13 protein-coding genes are annotated in these 14,286 nt (G+C 68.2%); 11 read left to right on the plus strand and 2 right to left on the minus strand.

The window, feature by feature from the left end; translation table 11 throughout:
* Positions 1-87: 87 nt before the first annotated feature.
* Positions 88-1,335 carry an ABC transporter substrate-binding protein gene (locus BCR55_RS03370; protein WP_006400815.1) on the minus strand — a complete coding sequence of 416 codons (1,248 nt, stop codon included), beginning with the start codon at positions 1,333-1,335 and terminating at the stop codon, positions 88-90.
* 428 nt (positions 1,336-1,763) lie between these two features.
* Between BCR55_RS03370 and zwf the strand changes: the two genes are divergently transcribed.
* The 3 genes from zwf to BCR55_RS03385 all read left to right on the plus strand — a co-directional run bounded on the left by zwf (position 1,764) and on the right by BCR55_RS03385 (position 5,906).
* Positions 1,764-3,233 (plus strand): glucose-6-phosphate dehydrogenase, encoded by a 1,470-nt coding sequence (zwf, locus tag BCR55_RS03375; RefSeq protein ID WP_006400816.1) that lies wholly within the window; start codon positions 1,764-1,766, stop codon positions 3,231-3,233.
* 86 nt (positions 3,234-3,319) lie between these two features.
* Complete coding sequence (gene pgl, locus BCR55_RS03380) at positions 3,320-4,000, plus strand: 6-phosphogluconolactonase (RefSeq protein ID WP_012213937.1); 681 nt, start codon at positions 3,320-3,322, stop codon at positions 3,998-4,000.
* Complete coding sequence (locus BCR55_RS03385) at positions 3,978-5,906, plus strand: bifunctional transcriptional regulator/glucokinase (protein ID WP_006400818.1); 1,929 nt, start codon at positions 3,978-3,980, stop codon at positions 5,904-5,906. Before pgl ends, BCR55_RS03385 begins: the two co-directional genes overlap by 23 nt.
* A gap of 92 nt (positions 5,907-5,998) precedes the next feature.
* Here the strand turns inward: BCR55_RS03385 and BCR55_RS03390 are convergent, their stop codons facing one another.
* Positions 5,999-7,216 carry a Bcr/CflA family multidrug efflux MFS transporter gene (locus BCR55_RS03390; protein WP_006400819.1) on the minus strand — a complete coding sequence of 406 codons (1,218 nt, stop codon included), beginning with the start codon at positions 7,214-7,216 and terminating at the stop codon, positions 5,999-6,001.
* A gap of 231 nt (positions 7,217-7,447) precedes the next feature.
* On the opposite strand from BCR55_RS03390, the gene BCR55_RS03395 reads away from it, so the two are divergent.
* The 8 genes from BCR55_RS03395 (at position 7,448) to nusB (ending at position 14,232) form a co-directional block, all read left to right on the plus strand.
* Positions 7,448-7,903 carry a hypothetical protein gene (locus BCR55_RS03395; protein WP_035489288.1) on the plus strand — a complete coding sequence of 152 codons (456 nt, stop codon included), beginning with the start codon at positions 7,448-7,450 and terminating at the stop codon, positions 7,901-7,903.
* A gap of 173 nt (positions 7,904-8,076) precedes the next feature.
* Entirely contained in the window at positions 8,077-9,360 is a 1,284-nt protein-coding gene (gene hemL, locus BCR55_RS03400) for a glutamate-1-semialdehyde 2,1-aminomutase (RefSeq protein ID WP_006410509.1), read from the plus strand.
* 12 nt (positions 9,361-9,372) lie between these two features.
* Positions 9,373-10,494 carry a bifunctional diaminohydroxyphosphoribosylaminopyrimidine deaminase/5-amino-6-(5-phosphoribosylamino)uracil reductase RibD gene (gene ribD, locus BCR55_RS03405; protein WP_006400822.1) on the plus strand — a complete coding sequence of 374 codons (1,122 nt, stop codon included), beginning with the start codon at positions 9,373-9,375 and terminating at the stop codon, positions 10,492-10,494.
* Between the two features lie 14 nt (positions 10,495-10,508).
* The gene (locus tag BCR55_RS03410) at positions 10,509-11,138 is read left to right on the plus strand and encodes a riboflavin synthase (RefSeq protein ID WP_006400823.1); all 630 of its coding nucleotides are present in this window, start codon (positions 10,509-10,511) and stop codon (positions 11,136-11,138) included.
* Between the two features lie 319 nt (positions 11,139-11,457).
* Entirely contained in the window at positions 11,458-11,973 is a 516-nt protein-coding gene (locus tag BCR55_RS03415) for a DUF1993 family protein (RefSeq protein ID WP_006400824.1), read from the plus strand.
* Positions 11,974-12,085: 112 nt separating this feature from the next.
* Positions 12,086-13,228: a bifunctional 3,4-dihydroxy-2-butanone-4-phosphate synthase/GTP cyclohydrolase II gene (gene ribBA, locus BCR55_RS03420; RefSeq protein ID WP_048994405.1), complete on the plus strand. Its 1,143-nt coding sequence runs from the start codon at positions 12,086-12,088 to the stop codon at positions 13,226-13,228.
* A gap of 51 nt (positions 13,229-13,279) precedes the next feature.
* Positions 13,280-13,798: a 6,7-dimethyl-8-ribityllumazine synthase gene (gene ribH, locus BCR55_RS03425; protein WP_006400826.1), complete on the plus strand. Its 519-nt coding sequence runs from the start codon at positions 13,280-13,282 to the stop codon at positions 13,796-13,798.
* Positions 13,795-14,232 (plus strand): transcription antitermination factor NusB, encoded by a 438-nt coding sequence (gene nusB, locus BCR55_RS03430; protein WP_006400827.1) that lies wholly within the window; start codon positions 13,795-13,797, stop codon positions 14,230-14,232. Before ribH ends, nusB begins: the two co-directional genes overlap by 4 nt.
* Positions 14,233-14,286: the final 54 nt, after the last annotated feature.

Raw genomic sequence — 14,286 nt, forward strand, 5'->3', positions numbered from 1 at the left:
CACGGGCGCGCGGACGCGCCCGTTTGCAGCGCTGGCGGATCGCCCGGCGGCCAGCGCGGCCGGCCGGGCGCCCGTCGCGCTACGGCATTACTTCACCTTCGCGGCCTTCGCGAGCGCCGCCACCGCGCTCTTCGAATCCTGCTGCGAGTTCATGAACTTCGTCACGACGTCGGTGATCGCACCGGCCGTCGCATCGCCCTGCGCCATCCCGTGCGCGAGCGACGGCACGTAGCCGCCGGCCTTCAGCGCGGTCTGCTCGTCGGCATACGACTTCTTCGCGCAGTCGTCGAACTTGTCCATCTTCACGCCGAGGCGTACCGGAATCGAGCCCTTCAGCAGGCTGAACTGCTCCTGGAATTCGGGCGTCATGATCGTCTTCGCGAGCGCGAGCTGGCCCGGCGTCGCGGCCTTCTGGCCCTTCTGCTGGAAGAACACGAACGAGTCGACGTTGAACGTGTACGCGTTGCTCGTGCCCGGCACCGGCGCGCAGATGTAGTCCTTGCCCGCCTTCTTGCCCGCGTTCTCGAACTCGCCCTTCGCCCAGTCGCCCATGAACTGCATGCCGGCCTTGCCGTTGATGACCATCGCGGTCGCGAGGTTCCAGTCGCGGCCGTTGCGGCCCGCGTCGAAGTAGCCCTGGATCTTGCGCACGGTATCGAACACCGACACCATCTGCGGCGACGTCAGCGTCGCCTGGTCCAGATCGACGAGCGCCTTCTTGTAGAACGCGGCGCCCTGCGACAGCACGACGTCTTCCCACAGCGTCAGGTCCTGCCACGGCTGGCCGCCCATCGCGACCGGCTGGATGCCGGCGGCCTTGAGCTTGTCGGCGACCGCGAAGAACTCGGGCCACGTGGTCGGCACCTTCGCGCCGACCTTGTCGAGCGCGGCCTTGTTGATGTAGAGCCAGTTCACGCGGTGCACCGAGAACGGCGCAGCGACGTAATGGCCCTTGTACTTCATGATCTTGTCGATTTCCGGCGGCAGGTTCTGCTTCCAGTCGCCGGCAGCCGAATCGATGTTCACGAGCACGCCCTGATCGGCCCAGTCCTGAATCAGCGGGCCCTTGATCTGCGCCGCCGACGGCGCATCGCCGCTGATCACCTTGGTCTTCAGCGCCGTCATCGCCGCTGCACCCGCACCGCCCGCGACCGCGAAGTCCTTCCACACGTAGCCCTGCTTCTGCAGGTCGTCCTTCAGCACGCCGACGGCCTTCGACTCGCCGCCCGAAGTCCACCAGTGCAGCACCGTGACGTTCTCGGCCGCCTGCGCCGCCATCGCGCCGGCCATCAGACCTGCGGCGCAGAGCGCGCCCATGATCGAGCGAACTTTCATTCCTTATCTCCTCCAGACTGAATCAACTCGTGAAGTTCCCTCAGCGGGAACGGCTTCTTGATAACGACGGGGAAATCGAGCCGCGAGACGCATGGCGCGTACGGGGCCGATGACCGGCCGGGGCTCTTACAGAAAGCGTGACTTGAGATTCAACTGCATGTCTCCTCTTGTGTTTCTGGCCCGCCGCGAAGCGGCACGAGCCCGGGGCCGACGGCGCGCGGACGATGCGCGCCGCCAATGTCCGATAACATTCGGCACAAGGCGCTCCCGCAGGCGAAGCGCGCGCAGTTCATCGGCCGCACTTCATTTTTTTCTTCGCCCGGGTGCTACCCCTTGCGGCGGATTGTAGTTAAACTACAATTCAGTGTCAAAAATATTTTTATCGCACTACGGATCGCTTCCCAGCACCCCCAAAACGGCGGAGACACATGCATACCGATTCCAGCTTTACCTTCGTACTTTTCGGCGGCACCGGCGATCTGTCGATGCGCAAGATCCTGCCTGCGCTGTTCGAGGCGCACCGCGCGAACATGCTCGCGCAAAGCGGCCGGATCGTTGCCGTCGCGCGGCACGAATCGGATCGGGCCGGATATCTGGAATGGGTCGACACGCACGTGAAGCCGCACGCGGCAAAGGCAGCCGGCAGCGCGTTCGATCAGGCCGCGTGGCAGTCCTTCCTCGAGCGCATCGAATACGTGAAGCTCGATCTCGGCCGCGCGGAAGACTACGCGGTGCTGCGCGATGCGGTCGAACCGCTGCCCGGCATCCGCGTGTTCTATCTCGCGACGGGGCCGTCGCTGTTCGTGCCGATCTGCAAGGCGCTCGCATCGGTCGGGCTCAACGAAGGCTCGCGCATCGTGCTCGAGAAGCCGCTCGGCTACGACCTGCGCTCGTCGAACGCGATCAACGACGCGGTCGGCGAAATCTTCGCGGAAGAGCAGATCTACCGGATCGACCACTACCTCGGCAAGGAGCCCGTGCAGAACCTGCTCGCGCTGCGCTTCGGCAACGCGCTGTTCGAGCCGCTGTGGCGCCGCGAGTGGGTCGAGAGCATTCAGATCACGATCGCCGAGGAGCTCGGCGTCGAAGCGCGCGGCGATTTCTACGACAATACGGGCGCGCTGCGCGACATGGTGCAGAACCACCTGCTGCAGCTGCTGTCGATCGTCGCGATGGAGCCGCCGCACTCGATGGATTCCGATTCCGTGCGCGACGAAAAGCTGCGCGTGCTGCGCGCGCTGAAGCCGGTCGATCCGCGCGACATCGGCAAGGTCGCGGTGCGCGGCCAGTATCATGCCGGCGTGATCAAGGGCGTGCAGGTGCCCGCCTATGCGACCGAGCCGGGCGTGAAGCCCGACAGCCAGACCGAAACGTTCGTCGCGCTGAAGGCGGAAATCGAGAACTGGCGCTGGGCCGGCGTGCCGTTCTTCCTGCGCACCGGCAAGCGGCTGGCCGATCGCGTCGCGGAAATCGTCGTCAATTTCCGGCCGGTCCCGCATTCGGCGCTCGGGCCGACCGCGCTGCGTCCCGGCGCAAACCGCCTCGTGATCCGTCTGCAGCCGAACGAGACGATTCGCCTCTACTGCCTCGCGAAGCAGCCGGGCGAAGGAATGAATCTTGCCAGCGTGCACCTCGATCTCGCGTTCGATCAGTTCTTCAAGGAAGGACAGATGGAGGCATATCAGCGCCTGCTGCTCGACGTGATCAACGGTCGCCTCGCGCTGTTCGTGCGCCGCGACGAGCAGGAAGCCGCGTGGCGCTGGGTCGAGCCGATCCTCAACGAATGGGCGCGCTCGCTGAAGCCGCCGAAGCCCTATGCGGCAGGCACGTGGGGGCCGGCCGCGTCGAGCGCGATGCTCGCGCAGCACGGCACGTGCTGGCTCGAAGAAGAAAACTGATGCGCGCGTGGCCGCGCCGCGCGGCGGCCCGGCATCGCGTCGCATGAACGACACGATTTGAACAGACAAAGCAGTCCGGAGGAGATGTGATCGAGATCCACGCTTTCGACACCCAGGAAGCGCAAAGCGAAGCGCTCGCGCAGGCCGTCGGCGACGCGCTGCGCGCGGCACGCGCGCGGCCCGCGCGGCCGCTGCTCGCGGTGTCCGGCGGCACGAGCCCGCGCCCGTTCCTGCAAACGCTGTCGCACGCCGCGCTCGACTGGGCCGGCGTCGACGTGACGCTGGTCGACGACCGCTGGGTGCCGGACGACGATGCGGCGAGCAACGCGCGCCTCGTGCGCGACACGCTGCTGCAGCATGCGGCCGCGCCCGCCCGCTTCCTGCCGCTCGTCGACACGCGCGCCGCGCTCGACGCGCATGTCGCCGCGCTGAACGCCAACCCCGACTACCGCGTGCCCGACGTCGCCGTGCTCGGCATGGGCGAGGACGGCCACACCGCGTCGATCTTCGCGGACGCGCCCGAATGGGATCACGCGATCGCGACGCCCGAGCGTTTCGTCGCCGTGCATCCGGGCGCCGCGCCGCACGCGCGCGTGAGCCTGTCGCTCGACGCGCTCAAGCGCGTCGGACGCCTGTTCCTGCTGATCGCGGGCGACCGCAAGCGCGAAGTGCTCGACGCCGCGGCCGCGTCGCTGCAGAAGAACGCGATTTCCCAACTGGCCAACGACAAGGGGACCAAGCTCGATGTCTACTGGTGCGCAAAGTAAGGCCGTCGTCGCGGGCCAGCATGCCGACGGCCCGCGCCTGCTCGCGGACGTCGGCGGCACCAACGCGCGCTTCGCGCTGGAAACCGGGCCGGGCGAGATCACGCAGATCCGCGTGTATCCCGGCGCCGATTATCCGACGCTCACCGATGCGATCCGCAAATACCTGAAAGACGTGAAGATCAGCCGCGTGAACCATGCGGCGATCGCGATCGCGAATCCGGTCGACGGCGATCAGGTGACGATGACGAACCACGACTGGAGCTTCTCGATCGAGGCGACGCGCCGCGCGCTCGGCTTCGATACGCTGCTCGTCGTCAACGACTTCACGGCGCTCGCGATGGCGCTGCCGGGGCTGACCGACGCGCAGCGCGTGCAGATCGGCGGCGGCACGCGCCGCCAGAACAGCGTAATCGGGCTGCTCGGGCCCGGCACGGGCCTCGGCGTCTCGGGATTGATTCCCGCCGACGACCGCTGGATCGCACTCGGCAGCGAAGGCGGCCACGCATCGTTCGCCCCGCAGGACGAACGCGAGGATCTCGTGCTGCAGTACGCGCGCAAGAAGTTTCCGCACGTGTCGTTCGAGCGCGTCTGCGCGGGGCCCGGCATCGAGATCATCTATCGCGCGCTCGCCGCGCGCGACAAGAAGCGCGTCGCCGCGAGCGTCGATACCGCCGAAGTCGTCGAGCGCGCGCATGCGGGCGATGCGCTCGCGCTCGAGACGGTCGAGTGCTTCTGCGGCATCCTCGGCTCGTTCGCGGGCAGCGTCGCGCTGACGCTCGGCGCGCTCGGCGGTGTCTATATCGGCGGCGGCGTCGCGCTGAAGCTCGGCGAACTGTTCACGCGCTCGTCGTTCCGCGCGCGCTTCGAGGCGAAGGGCCGCTTCACGCACTATCTGCAGAACATCCCGACCTACCTGATCACGGCCGAATATCCGGCGTTCCTCGGTGTGTCGGCGATTCTCGCGGAGCAGCTGTCGAACCGCTCGGGCGGCGCGTCGTCGGCCGTGTTCGAGCGGATCCGCCAGATGCGCGACGCGCTGACGCCGGCCGAACGCCGCGTCGCCGATCTCGCGCTGAACCATCCGCGCTCGATCATCAACGATCCGATCGTCGACATCGCGCGCAAGGCCGACGTGAGCCAGCCGACCGTGATCCGCTTCTGCCGCTCGCTCGGCTGCCAGGGGCTGTCCGACTTCAAGCTGAAGCTCGCGACCGGGCTCACCGGCACGATTCCGATGAGCCACAGCCAGGTGCATCTCGGCGACACGGCGACCGACTTCGGCGCGAAGGTGCTCGACAACACGGTGTCCGCGATCCTGCAGCTGCGCGAGCATCTGAATTTCGAGCATGTCGAGAACGCGATCGAGATCCTGAACGGCGCACGCCGCATCGAGTTCTATGGGCTCGGCAACTCGAACATCGTCGCGCAGGACGCGCATTACAAGTTCTTCCGCTTCGGGATTCCGACCATCGCGTACGGCGACCTGTACATGCAGGCTGCCTCCGCCGCGCTGCTCGGCAAGGGCGACGTGATCGTCGCGGTGTCGAAATCGGGACGCGCGCCCGAGCTGCTGCGCGTGCTCGAGGTCGCGATGCAGGCGGGCGCGAAGGTGATCGCGATCACGTCGAGCAATACGCCGCTCGCGAAGCGCGCGACCGTCGCGCTCGAGACCGATCACATCGAGATGCGCGAGTCGCAGCTGTCGATGATCTCGCGGATCCTGCATCTGCTGATGATCGACATCCTCGCGGTCGGCGTCGCGATCCGCCGCGCATCGCCGAACGACGCGCTGCCCGAAGCGCTCGCGCAGGCGAAGGCACGCGCGAACGACGAGGAAACGGCCGACGTGCTCGACTGGCTCAGCCACGGCGCATCGCCGGCCGCGAAGGACGTCGCGCGCGACTGACGCAGCACGCACGCGGGCACGCCCGCGCGTGCCCAAAGCAAAACGCCACCGGCGCAAATGCGCGCGGTGGCGTTTTGCATGCGGCGACGCGCTCAGGCGGCCGCTTTGACCGGCCGCCCGTGCCAGCGCAGCACGAGATAACGTCCGACGAAACAGAGCACGCCGGTCACGCCGATCGTCACGCCCATCGCGAACGGCGTGCCGTCCGCGAGCACGCCGATGGCGACGCTCGCGAGCGCGCCGAGCGCGAGCTGCATCGCACCGAACACGGCTGCCGACGCGCCCGCGTTGTGCGGATAGCGATGCATCAGGTCGGTCGTGCAGTTTGCGGACAGAATCCCGACCACGCCGACGACGAAGAACAGGCAGACGACGATCGACCACAGTCCGCCCCACCCCGTCAGCGCGACGAGCGCGACCGCGAGCGATGCGATGCAGCTCAGCAGCGACGCGGCGGAGATGATGCGCAGCGAGCCGACCCGGCCGACGAGCCGCGTATTCGTGAAGTTGCCGATCATGATGCCGACCACGTTGAGCCCGAACAGCAGGCCATAGTGCTGCGGCGACACGTGGAAATATTCGATGTACACGAACGGCGTCGCGGTGATGTACGAGAACATCGACGCGAACGCCATCCCGCCGCACAGCATGTGGCCCCACGCAACGGGGTCGGACAGGATGCGCCCGTACGACGCGAACGACGCGAGCACGGCCGCGCTCTTGCGCCGCTCCTTCGGCCAGGTTTCGGGCACGCGCAGATACGCGGTCGCCGCGCATAGCGCGCCGAACGCGGCGAGCACGACGAACACGCCGCGCCAGCCGGCAAAACGCAGGATCTGCCCGCCGAGCAGCGGCGCGAGCAGCGGGCCGACCGCGGTGACGATCGCGACCATCGACAGCACTTTCGCCGCATCGGTCGGCTCGTGCGCATCGCGCGCGATCGCCCGCGCGAGCACCGACGCCGCACCGGCGCCGAGCGCCTGCAGAAAGCGCACGACGATCAGCATGTCGATCGACGTCGACACGAAGCAGCCGACGCTCGCGAGCGTAAACAGCGCGATACCGCCGAGCAGCACGGGCCTGCGGCCCCACGTGTCGGACAGCGGGCCGTACAGCAGCATGCCGATCGAGAAGCCGGCCATGAAGCTCGTCAGCGTGCGCTGCGCGGCGCCGGGGCTGACGGAGAAGCCTTGCGCGATCGACGGCAGGCTCGGCAGGTACATGTCGGTAGCGATCGGCCCGCACGCGGCCAGCGCGCCGAGCAACAGGATCAGCCGGGCATCGGGCCGGCGCCGGACAACGTGAGACATGGGATTCCGGGTCGAAGCCCGCGCGCTTCGCGGCGCGCGTGGCGGTGAAGACGGGGCCGCGCCGCACACGGCGCGCTCAGGCCCATGATTGTACGCGCAACTTTTTTCGCACGACCGTGCGGGCGGTGACACGGCCGCGCGACGCGCCGGAATACGCGCCGTATCCGCGGCGGTGCGAGCGCGAATTGCATTAAGCTTGCGTCCGTTGTCTGAACAATGCGCCTCGAACCGATGACCGCCTTCCTGCTGATCTGGAGCCCGAAGAAGTGGCCGTGGCCCGAACTGCCCGACGTCGCCGCGCGCGTGAAGGCCGGCGAGGCCGTGCACGACGTCTGGGGCTGCGGCTTCGCCCGCAGCATCCTGCCGGGCGACCGCGTGTTCCTGCATCGCGTCGCGCAGGCGCCGAAGGGCATATTCGGATCGGGCTACGTGACGCGCGCGCCGTACGAGGTGCCCGATCCGACGACGAAGCGCGGCTACCGGCTCTGCATCGATTTCGTCTACGACTGGCTCGTCGACGGCCATCAGGACGTGGTGATCCCGCGCGACGCGCTGCGCGTGCATCCGTACTCGGTGCAAACGTGGGACGCGCAGACCTCCGGCACGTCGATCAAGCCGATGGTCGAAGGCCCGCTCGAGAAGCGCTGGGCCGAACTGACCGGCGGCCGGCGCAAGCCGCCGCGATAACGGGGCGGCAGGCGGCGCGCATGCCGGTCGCAAGCGGCCGGCGCGACGCGCCGAAAGGCCGCAAGCCGCGGCCCGGCTGGCCGCGCGCGTCTCCGGTACAATCGGACGATCGTTCCGCCCAGGCGCCGCGGCCCGTGCACAGGCCCCGCGCCGTTCTCTCGCAGGTTTCGCTCATGTCCAACAATCAGATCCTCTTCGAACGCGCCCAGAAGACCATTCCCGGCGGTGTCAACTCGCCGGTTCGCGCGTTCCGTTCGGTCGGCGGCACCCCGCGCTTCGTCGCGCGCGCGCAAGGCCCGTACTTCTGGGATGCCGACGGCAAGCAGTACATCGACTACATCGGCTCGTGGGGTCCGATGATCGTCGGCCACGTTCATCCCGAGGTGCTCGACGCCGTGCAGAAGGTGCTCGCCGACGGCTTCTCGTTCGGCGCGCCGACCGAGGCCGAGATCGAGATCGCCGAAGAGATCTGCAAGCTCGTGCCGTCGATCGAACAAGTGCGGATGGTGTCGAGCGGCACCGAAGCGACGATGAGCGCACTGCGGCTCGCGCGCGGCTTCACGGGCCGCAGCCGCATCGTGAAGTTCGAAGGCTGCTACCACGGTCACGCGGACAGCCTGCTCGTGAAGGCCGGCTCCGGCCTGCTGACGTTCGGCAATCCGACCTCGGCCGGCGTGCCCGCCGACATCGCGAAACACACGACCGTCCTCGAATACAACAACGTCGCCGCGCTCGAAGAAGCGTTCGGCGCGTTCGGCGACGAAATCGCGGCCGTGATCGTCGAGCCGGTCGCCGGCAACATGAACCTCGTGCGCGGCACGCCCGAGTTCCTCAACGCACTGCGCGCGCTGTGCACGAAGCACGGCGCCGTGCTGATCTTCGACGAAGTGATGTGCGGCTTCCGTGTCGCGCTCGGCGGCGCGCAGGCGCACTACGGGATCGCGGCCGACCTGACCTGCCTCGGCAAGGTGATCGGCGGCGGGATGCCGGCCGCCGCGTTCGGCGGGCGCCGCGACATCATGGCCCATCTCGCGCCGCTCGGCGGCGTGTATCAGGCCGGCACGCTGTCGGGCAACCCGATCGCGGTCGCCGCGGGGCTGAAGACGCTGCAGCTGATCCAGGCGCCCGGCTTCTACGACGCGCTCACCGCACAGACCAAGCGGCTCGCCGACGGCCTCGCGGCCGAAGCGCGCGCGGCAGGCGTGCCGTTCGCGGCCGACTCGATCGGTGCGATGTTCGGCCTGTACTTCGCCGAGCGCGTGCCGACGAGCTTCGCCGAAGTCACGAAGAGCGACATCGAGCGCTTCAACCGCTTCTTCCACCTGATGCTCGACGAAGGCGTGTATTTCGCGCCGTCCGCGTACGAAGCGGGCTTCGTGTCGAGCACGCACGACGACGCGGTGATCGACGCGACGCTCGCGGCCGCGCGCCGCGCGTTCGCGGCCCTCGCCGCCTGAGCGGGCGCGCGCATGTTTTCGGACATCGACTTCGCCCACATGCAGCGCGCGCTCGCGCTCGCTGCACGCGGGATGTATACGACCACGCCGAACCCGCGCGTCGGCTGCGTGATCGTCAAGCACGGCGAGGTGATCGGCGAAGGCCACACGCAGCCGCCCGGCCAGGACCACGCGGAAGTGCAGGCGCTGAAGGATGCGCGCGCGCGCGGCCACGACGTGGCCGGCTCGACCGTCTACGTGACGCTCGAGCCGTGCAGCCACTTCGGCCGCACGCCGCCGTGCGCGAACGCGCTGATCGAGGCGCGTGTCGCGAAGGTCGTCGCCGCGATGGAAGATCCGAATCCGCTGGTGTCGGGGCGCGGCCTCGGGATGCTGCGCGACGCGGGCATCGACGTGCGCTGCGGGCTGCTCGCGCATGAGGCGGGCGAACTGAACATCGGCTTCGTGTCGCGGATGACACGCGGCCGCCCGTGGGTGCGGATGAAGGCCGCCGCATCGCTCGACGGCCGCACCGCGCTGCCGTCCGGCGAAAGCCAGTGGATCACCGGCGAAGCGGCGCGGGCCGACGGCCACGCGTGGCGCGCGCGCGCATGCGCGATCCTGACCGGGATCGGCACCGTGCGCGAAGACGATCCGCAGCTGACCGTGCGCGGCATCGACACGCCGCGCCAGCCGCAGCGCGTGCTCGTCGACAGCCGGCTCGAACTGCCGCTCGACGCGCGGCTGCTCGAAGGCGCGCCGCTGCTGATCTTCTGCGGCCGGCTCGACGCGGACGGCGAAGCGCGCGCGAGCGCGCTGAAGGCGCGCGGCGCGGAAATCGTGTCGCTCGCGAATGCGCACGGCAAGGTCGACCTCGGCGCGATGCTGTCGGCGCTCGGCGCGCGCGGCATCAACGAACTGCATGTCGAGGCCGGCCACAAGCTGAACGGTTCGCTGCTGCGCGAACGGTGCGTCGACGAGCTGCTCGTCTATCTCGCGCCGAGCCTGCTCGGTGCCGACGCGGCCGGCATGTTCGATCTCGCCGCGCCGGCCAGCCTCGACGCACGCACGCGGCTCACGTTCCACCATATCGAGCGGATCGGCGACGATCTGCGGATTCTGGCGCGTATCGCGCCGCCCCCCGCCACTCATTGAACGGAATCGTCACGATGTTTACCGGAATTGTCGCGGCAGTCGGCCGCATCGAATCGATCAATCCGCTCGGCGCGTCGCCGGACGCCGGCGTGCGGCTGACCGTGAACGCCGGCGGCCTCGACCTCGCGGACGTCGCGCTCGGCGACAGCATCGCGATCCAGGGCGCCTGCATGACCGTGATCGCCAAGACCGACACGAGCTTCGACGTCGACGTGTCGCGCGAAAGCCTGAACCGCACGGTCGGGCTCGCGCAGCCGGGCGACGTCAATCTCGAGAAGGCGCTGCGCGCGCACGACCGGCTCGGCGGCCATATCGTGTCGGGCCACGTCGACGGGCTCGGCACCGTGTCGCGCTTCGCGCCGGTCGGCGAGTCGCACGAGCTGCGCATCGTCGCGCCGCGCGAGCTCGGCCGCTATCTCGCATACAAGGGTTCGATCACGGTGAACGGCGTGAGCCTGACCGTCAACGCGGTCGAGGATCGCCCGGACGGCTCCGAGTTCTCGATCAACCTGATTCCCCATACGGTCGAGGTCACGACGCTGCGTCATCTGAAGGCCGGCGACCAGGTCAATCTCGAAGTCGACATGATTGCGCGCTATGTGGAGCGGATGTTGACGATGTCGCAGGGCGCAAGCCAGGACTGACGGCCGCGGCCGCCGGCGAGCCGCACCCTCAACTCGCGCCCGCTGCAGGCGGCCTGCCGGCTCCCGGCGATCCCATCGGGCGGCCCGCCGCGTGACGGCCTCCCTGCCCGCTGCGCACCGCAGCGTCGCGTCACCGTCGACGATCTGCTGCCGCTCGACGATTGCCCGCCATCACGACGCCACGCGCCTCACAAGCGCGCGGCAATCGCGCGCCAGGCACGCCCTGCCCGGCCGCGCTAAGATGCCACGACCGCGGTTTCGGCGCCGCAACGAACGCGCGTTGCACCGCGGCCGCCCTCTTCCACAAGGAGTCGTCCCCATGTCCATCTCGATGTACCAGGCCTCGCTGCCCGTGCTGATCCGCGGCCTGACCAACCTGCAGCACATCCTCGGCAAGGCACAGGCGCACGCGGCCGAAAAGCAGATCGATCCGTCGGTGTTCGTCGGCGCGCGTCTCTATCCGGACATGCTGCCGCTCGTGCGCCAGGTCTACATCGCGACCGACACCGCGAAGGGCTGCGCGGCGCGGCTCGCCGGCGTCGACATCCCGAGCTACCCGGACGTCGAACAGACGTTCGACGAACTGCACGCGCGCATCCAGAAGACGATCGACTATCTGAAAAGCTTCGACGCCGCGCAGATCGACGGCAGCGAAACGCGCCAGATCGTGCTGAAGATGCGCGTCGGCCCGATCGAATTCACGGGCCAGTCCTACCTGCTGCACTTCGTGCTGCCGAACTTCTTCTTTCACGTCACGACGGCGTACGACATCCTGCGCCACAACGGCGTCGAGCTCGGCAAGCTCGACTACCTCGGCCGCAACGAGCAGGCCTGACGACGCACGGCCGCACCGCGTTCCGGCCCGTTCGCGGGCCGTGCGCGGGCGCGCCGGCCGAAACGCGGCGCGGCTAGCGTAAAATACGCACTTTCCTCTTTCTCGCCCCCTTATGACGCTCGCCTCCACGCCCGACATCATCGCCGAGCTGAAAGCCGGCCGGATGGTGATCCTCGTCGACGAAGAAGACCGCGAAAACGAAGGCGACCTCGTGATTGCCGCCGAATTCGTCACGCCGGAAGCGATCAACTTCATGGCCAAGTACGGCCGCGGCCTCATTTGTCTGACGTTGACGCAGGAACGCTGCAAGCAGTTGCAACTGCCGCTGATGACGTACCGCAACGGCACGCAGTACGGCACCGCGTTCACGGTCAGCATCGAAGCGGCCGAAGGCGTGACGACCGGGATCTCGGCGGCCGACCGGGCACATACGATCGCGACCGCGGTCGCGCACGACGCGCGTCCCGAGCAGATCGTGCAGCCGGGCCACGTATTCCCGATCATGGCGCAGCCGGGCGGCGTGCTCGTGCGCGCCGGGCATACCGAGGCGGGCTGCGACCTCACCGCGCTCGCGGGCCTCACGCCGGCCGCGGTGATCTGCGAGGTCATTAAGGACGACGGGACGATGGCGCGCCTGCCCGACCTGATCGAGTTCGCGCAGCAGCATGGTCTGAAGATCGGCACGATTGCCGACCTGATCCACTACCGCAGCCGCACCGAATCGATCATCGAGCGCGTCGCCGAGCGCACGATGCAGACCGCGCACGGCGCGTTCCGCGCGGTGCTCTACCGCGACCAGCCGACCGGCTCGCCGCACATCGCGCTCGTGCGCGGCCAGCCGTCGCCGGACGCCGACACGCCGGTGCGCGTGCACGAGCCGCTGTCGGTGCTCGATCTGCTCGAAACGGGCGTGTCGACGCACTCGTGGACGCTCGACGCCGCGATGCGCGAGATCGCGCGGCGCGACCTCGGCGTCGTCGTGCTGCTCAATTGCGGCGATACGAAGGAACATCTCGTCGACGTGTTCAAGGCGTTCGACGAGGAAGAGAAGGCGGCCGCGCTGAAGCGCCGGCCGGTCGATTTCAAGACGTTCGGCATCGGCGCGCAGATTCTGCGCGATGTCGGCGTCGGCAAGATGCAGGTGCTGTCGAATCCGCGCAAGCTGGGCAGCATGTCCGGCTACGGTCTCGAAGTGACGGGTTTCGTTCCGATGCCCGGCGGCGAGGCCAAGCCCTGCCCGGCGCCGCACGCGTGACCCGCCACGGCGCTTTCGCCCTATAACCGTTCATCCAACCACGGACAGATCATGGAAATCGGACAATACCAACCGAATCTCGAAGGCGACGGCCTGCGTATCGGCATCGTGCAATCGCGCTTCAACGAGCCCGTGTGCAACGGCCTCGCGGACGCCTGCGTCGAAGAACTGGAGCGCCTCGGCGTCGCCGGCGAAGACGTGCTGCTCGTGTCGGTTCCCGGCGCGCTGGAAATCCCGCTCGCGCTGCAAAAGCTCGCGGAAAGCGGCCAGTTCGACGCACTGATCGCGCTCGGCGCGGTCATCCGCGGCGAGACGTATCACTTCGAACTCGTGTCGAACGAAAGCGGTGCGGGCATCACCCGCATCGCGCTCGACTTCAACGTGCCGATCGCGAACGCGGTGCTCACCACCGAAAACGACGAGCAGGCTGTCGCCCGCATGACCGAAAAAGGTCGTGACGCGGCACGCGTCGCGGTCGAGATGGCCAACCTGACGATGGCGCTCGACCAGCTCGGCGACGACGACGAGGACGAAGAAGAGGACGAAGACGACGAAGAGGAGCGCGCATGAAGAAGAGCGCCCGCCGACAATCGCGCGAGCTGGCGACGCAGGGCCTGTATCAATGGCTGCTGTCGAACGCGTCCTCCGGCGAGATCGACGCGCAACTGCGCGGCGCGCTCGGGTACGACAAGGCTGACAAGGCGCTGCTCGACGCGATCCTGCACGGTGTGATCCGCGAGCACGCCACACTCGTCGACGCGCTGACGCCGTCGCTGGACCGCCCGATCGACCAGCTGTCGCCGGTCGAACGCGCGGTGCTGCTGATCGCGACGTTCGAGCTCACGCACCACATCGAAACGCCGTACCGCGTGGTCATCAACGAAGCAGTCGAACTCGCGAAGACGTTCGGCGGCTCGGACGGCTACAAGTACGTGAACGGCGTGCTCGACAAGCTGGCCGCGAAGCTGCGGCCGGCCGAAACGCAAGCGCGCCGCAACGGCTGATTCCGTCGTTCCGGACGGGCGCGCAAGCGCCCGTTTTTTTGCCCATTTCCCGAC

Origin of the sequence: Burkholderia sp. CCA53, from assembly GCF_001685525.1 — a bacterium.
Classification (GTDB): domain Bacteria; phylum Pseudomonadota; class Gammaproteobacteria; order Burkholderiales; family Burkholderiaceae; genus Burkholderia; species Burkholderia multivorans.

Excerpts from the sequence above, each read along its gene's own strand:
- BCR55_RS03370 (WP_006400815.1), bottom strand. The coding sequence starts at position 1,335 with ATGAAAGTTCGCTCGATCATGGGCGCGCTCTGCGCCGCAGGTCTGATG.
- BCR55_RS03415 (WP_006400824.1), top strand. The coding sequence starts at position 11,458 with ATGTCCATCTCGATGTACCAGGCCTCGCTGCCCGTGCTGATCCGCGGC.
- ribD (WP_006400822.1), top strand. The coding sequence starts at position 9,373 with ATGTTTTCGGACATCGACTTCGCCCACATGCAGCGCGCGCTCGCGCTC.
- BCR55_RS03395 (WP_035489288.1), top strand. The coding sequence starts at position 7,448 with ATGACCGCCTTCCTGCTGATCTGGAGCCCGAAGAAGTGGCCGTGGCCC.
- nusB (WP_006400827.1), top strand. The coding sequence starts at position 13,795 with ATGAAGAAGAGCGCCCGCCGACAATCGCGCGAGCTGGCGACGCAGGGC.
- BCR55_RS03390 (WP_006400819.1), bottom strand. The coding sequence starts at position 7,216 with ATGTCTCACGTTGTCCGGCGCCGGCCCGATGCCCGGCTGATCCTGTTG.
- BCR55_RS03410 (WP_006400823.1), top strand. The coding sequence starts at position 10,509 with ATGTTTACCGGAATTGTCGCGGCAGTCGGCCGCATCGAATCGATCAAT.
- hemL (WP_006410509.1), top strand. The coding sequence starts at position 8,077 with ATGTCCAACAATCAGATCCTCTTCGAACGCGCCCAGAAGACCATTCCC.
- ribBA (WP_048994405.1), top strand. The coding sequence starts at position 12,086 with ATGACGCTCGCCTCCACGCCCGACATCATCGCCGAGCTGAAAGCCGGC.
- ribH (WP_006400826.1), top strand. The coding sequence starts at position 13,280 with ATGGAAATCGGACAATACCAACCGAATCTCGAAGGCGACGGCCTGCGT.
- BCR55_RS03385 (WP_006400818.1), top strand. The coding sequence starts at position 3,978 with ATGTCTACTGGTGCGCAAAGTAAGGCCGTCGTCGCGGGCCAGCATGCC.
- zwf (WP_006400816.1), top strand. The coding sequence starts at position 1,764 with ATGCATACCGATTCCAGCTTTACCTTCGTACTTTTCGGCGGCACCGGC.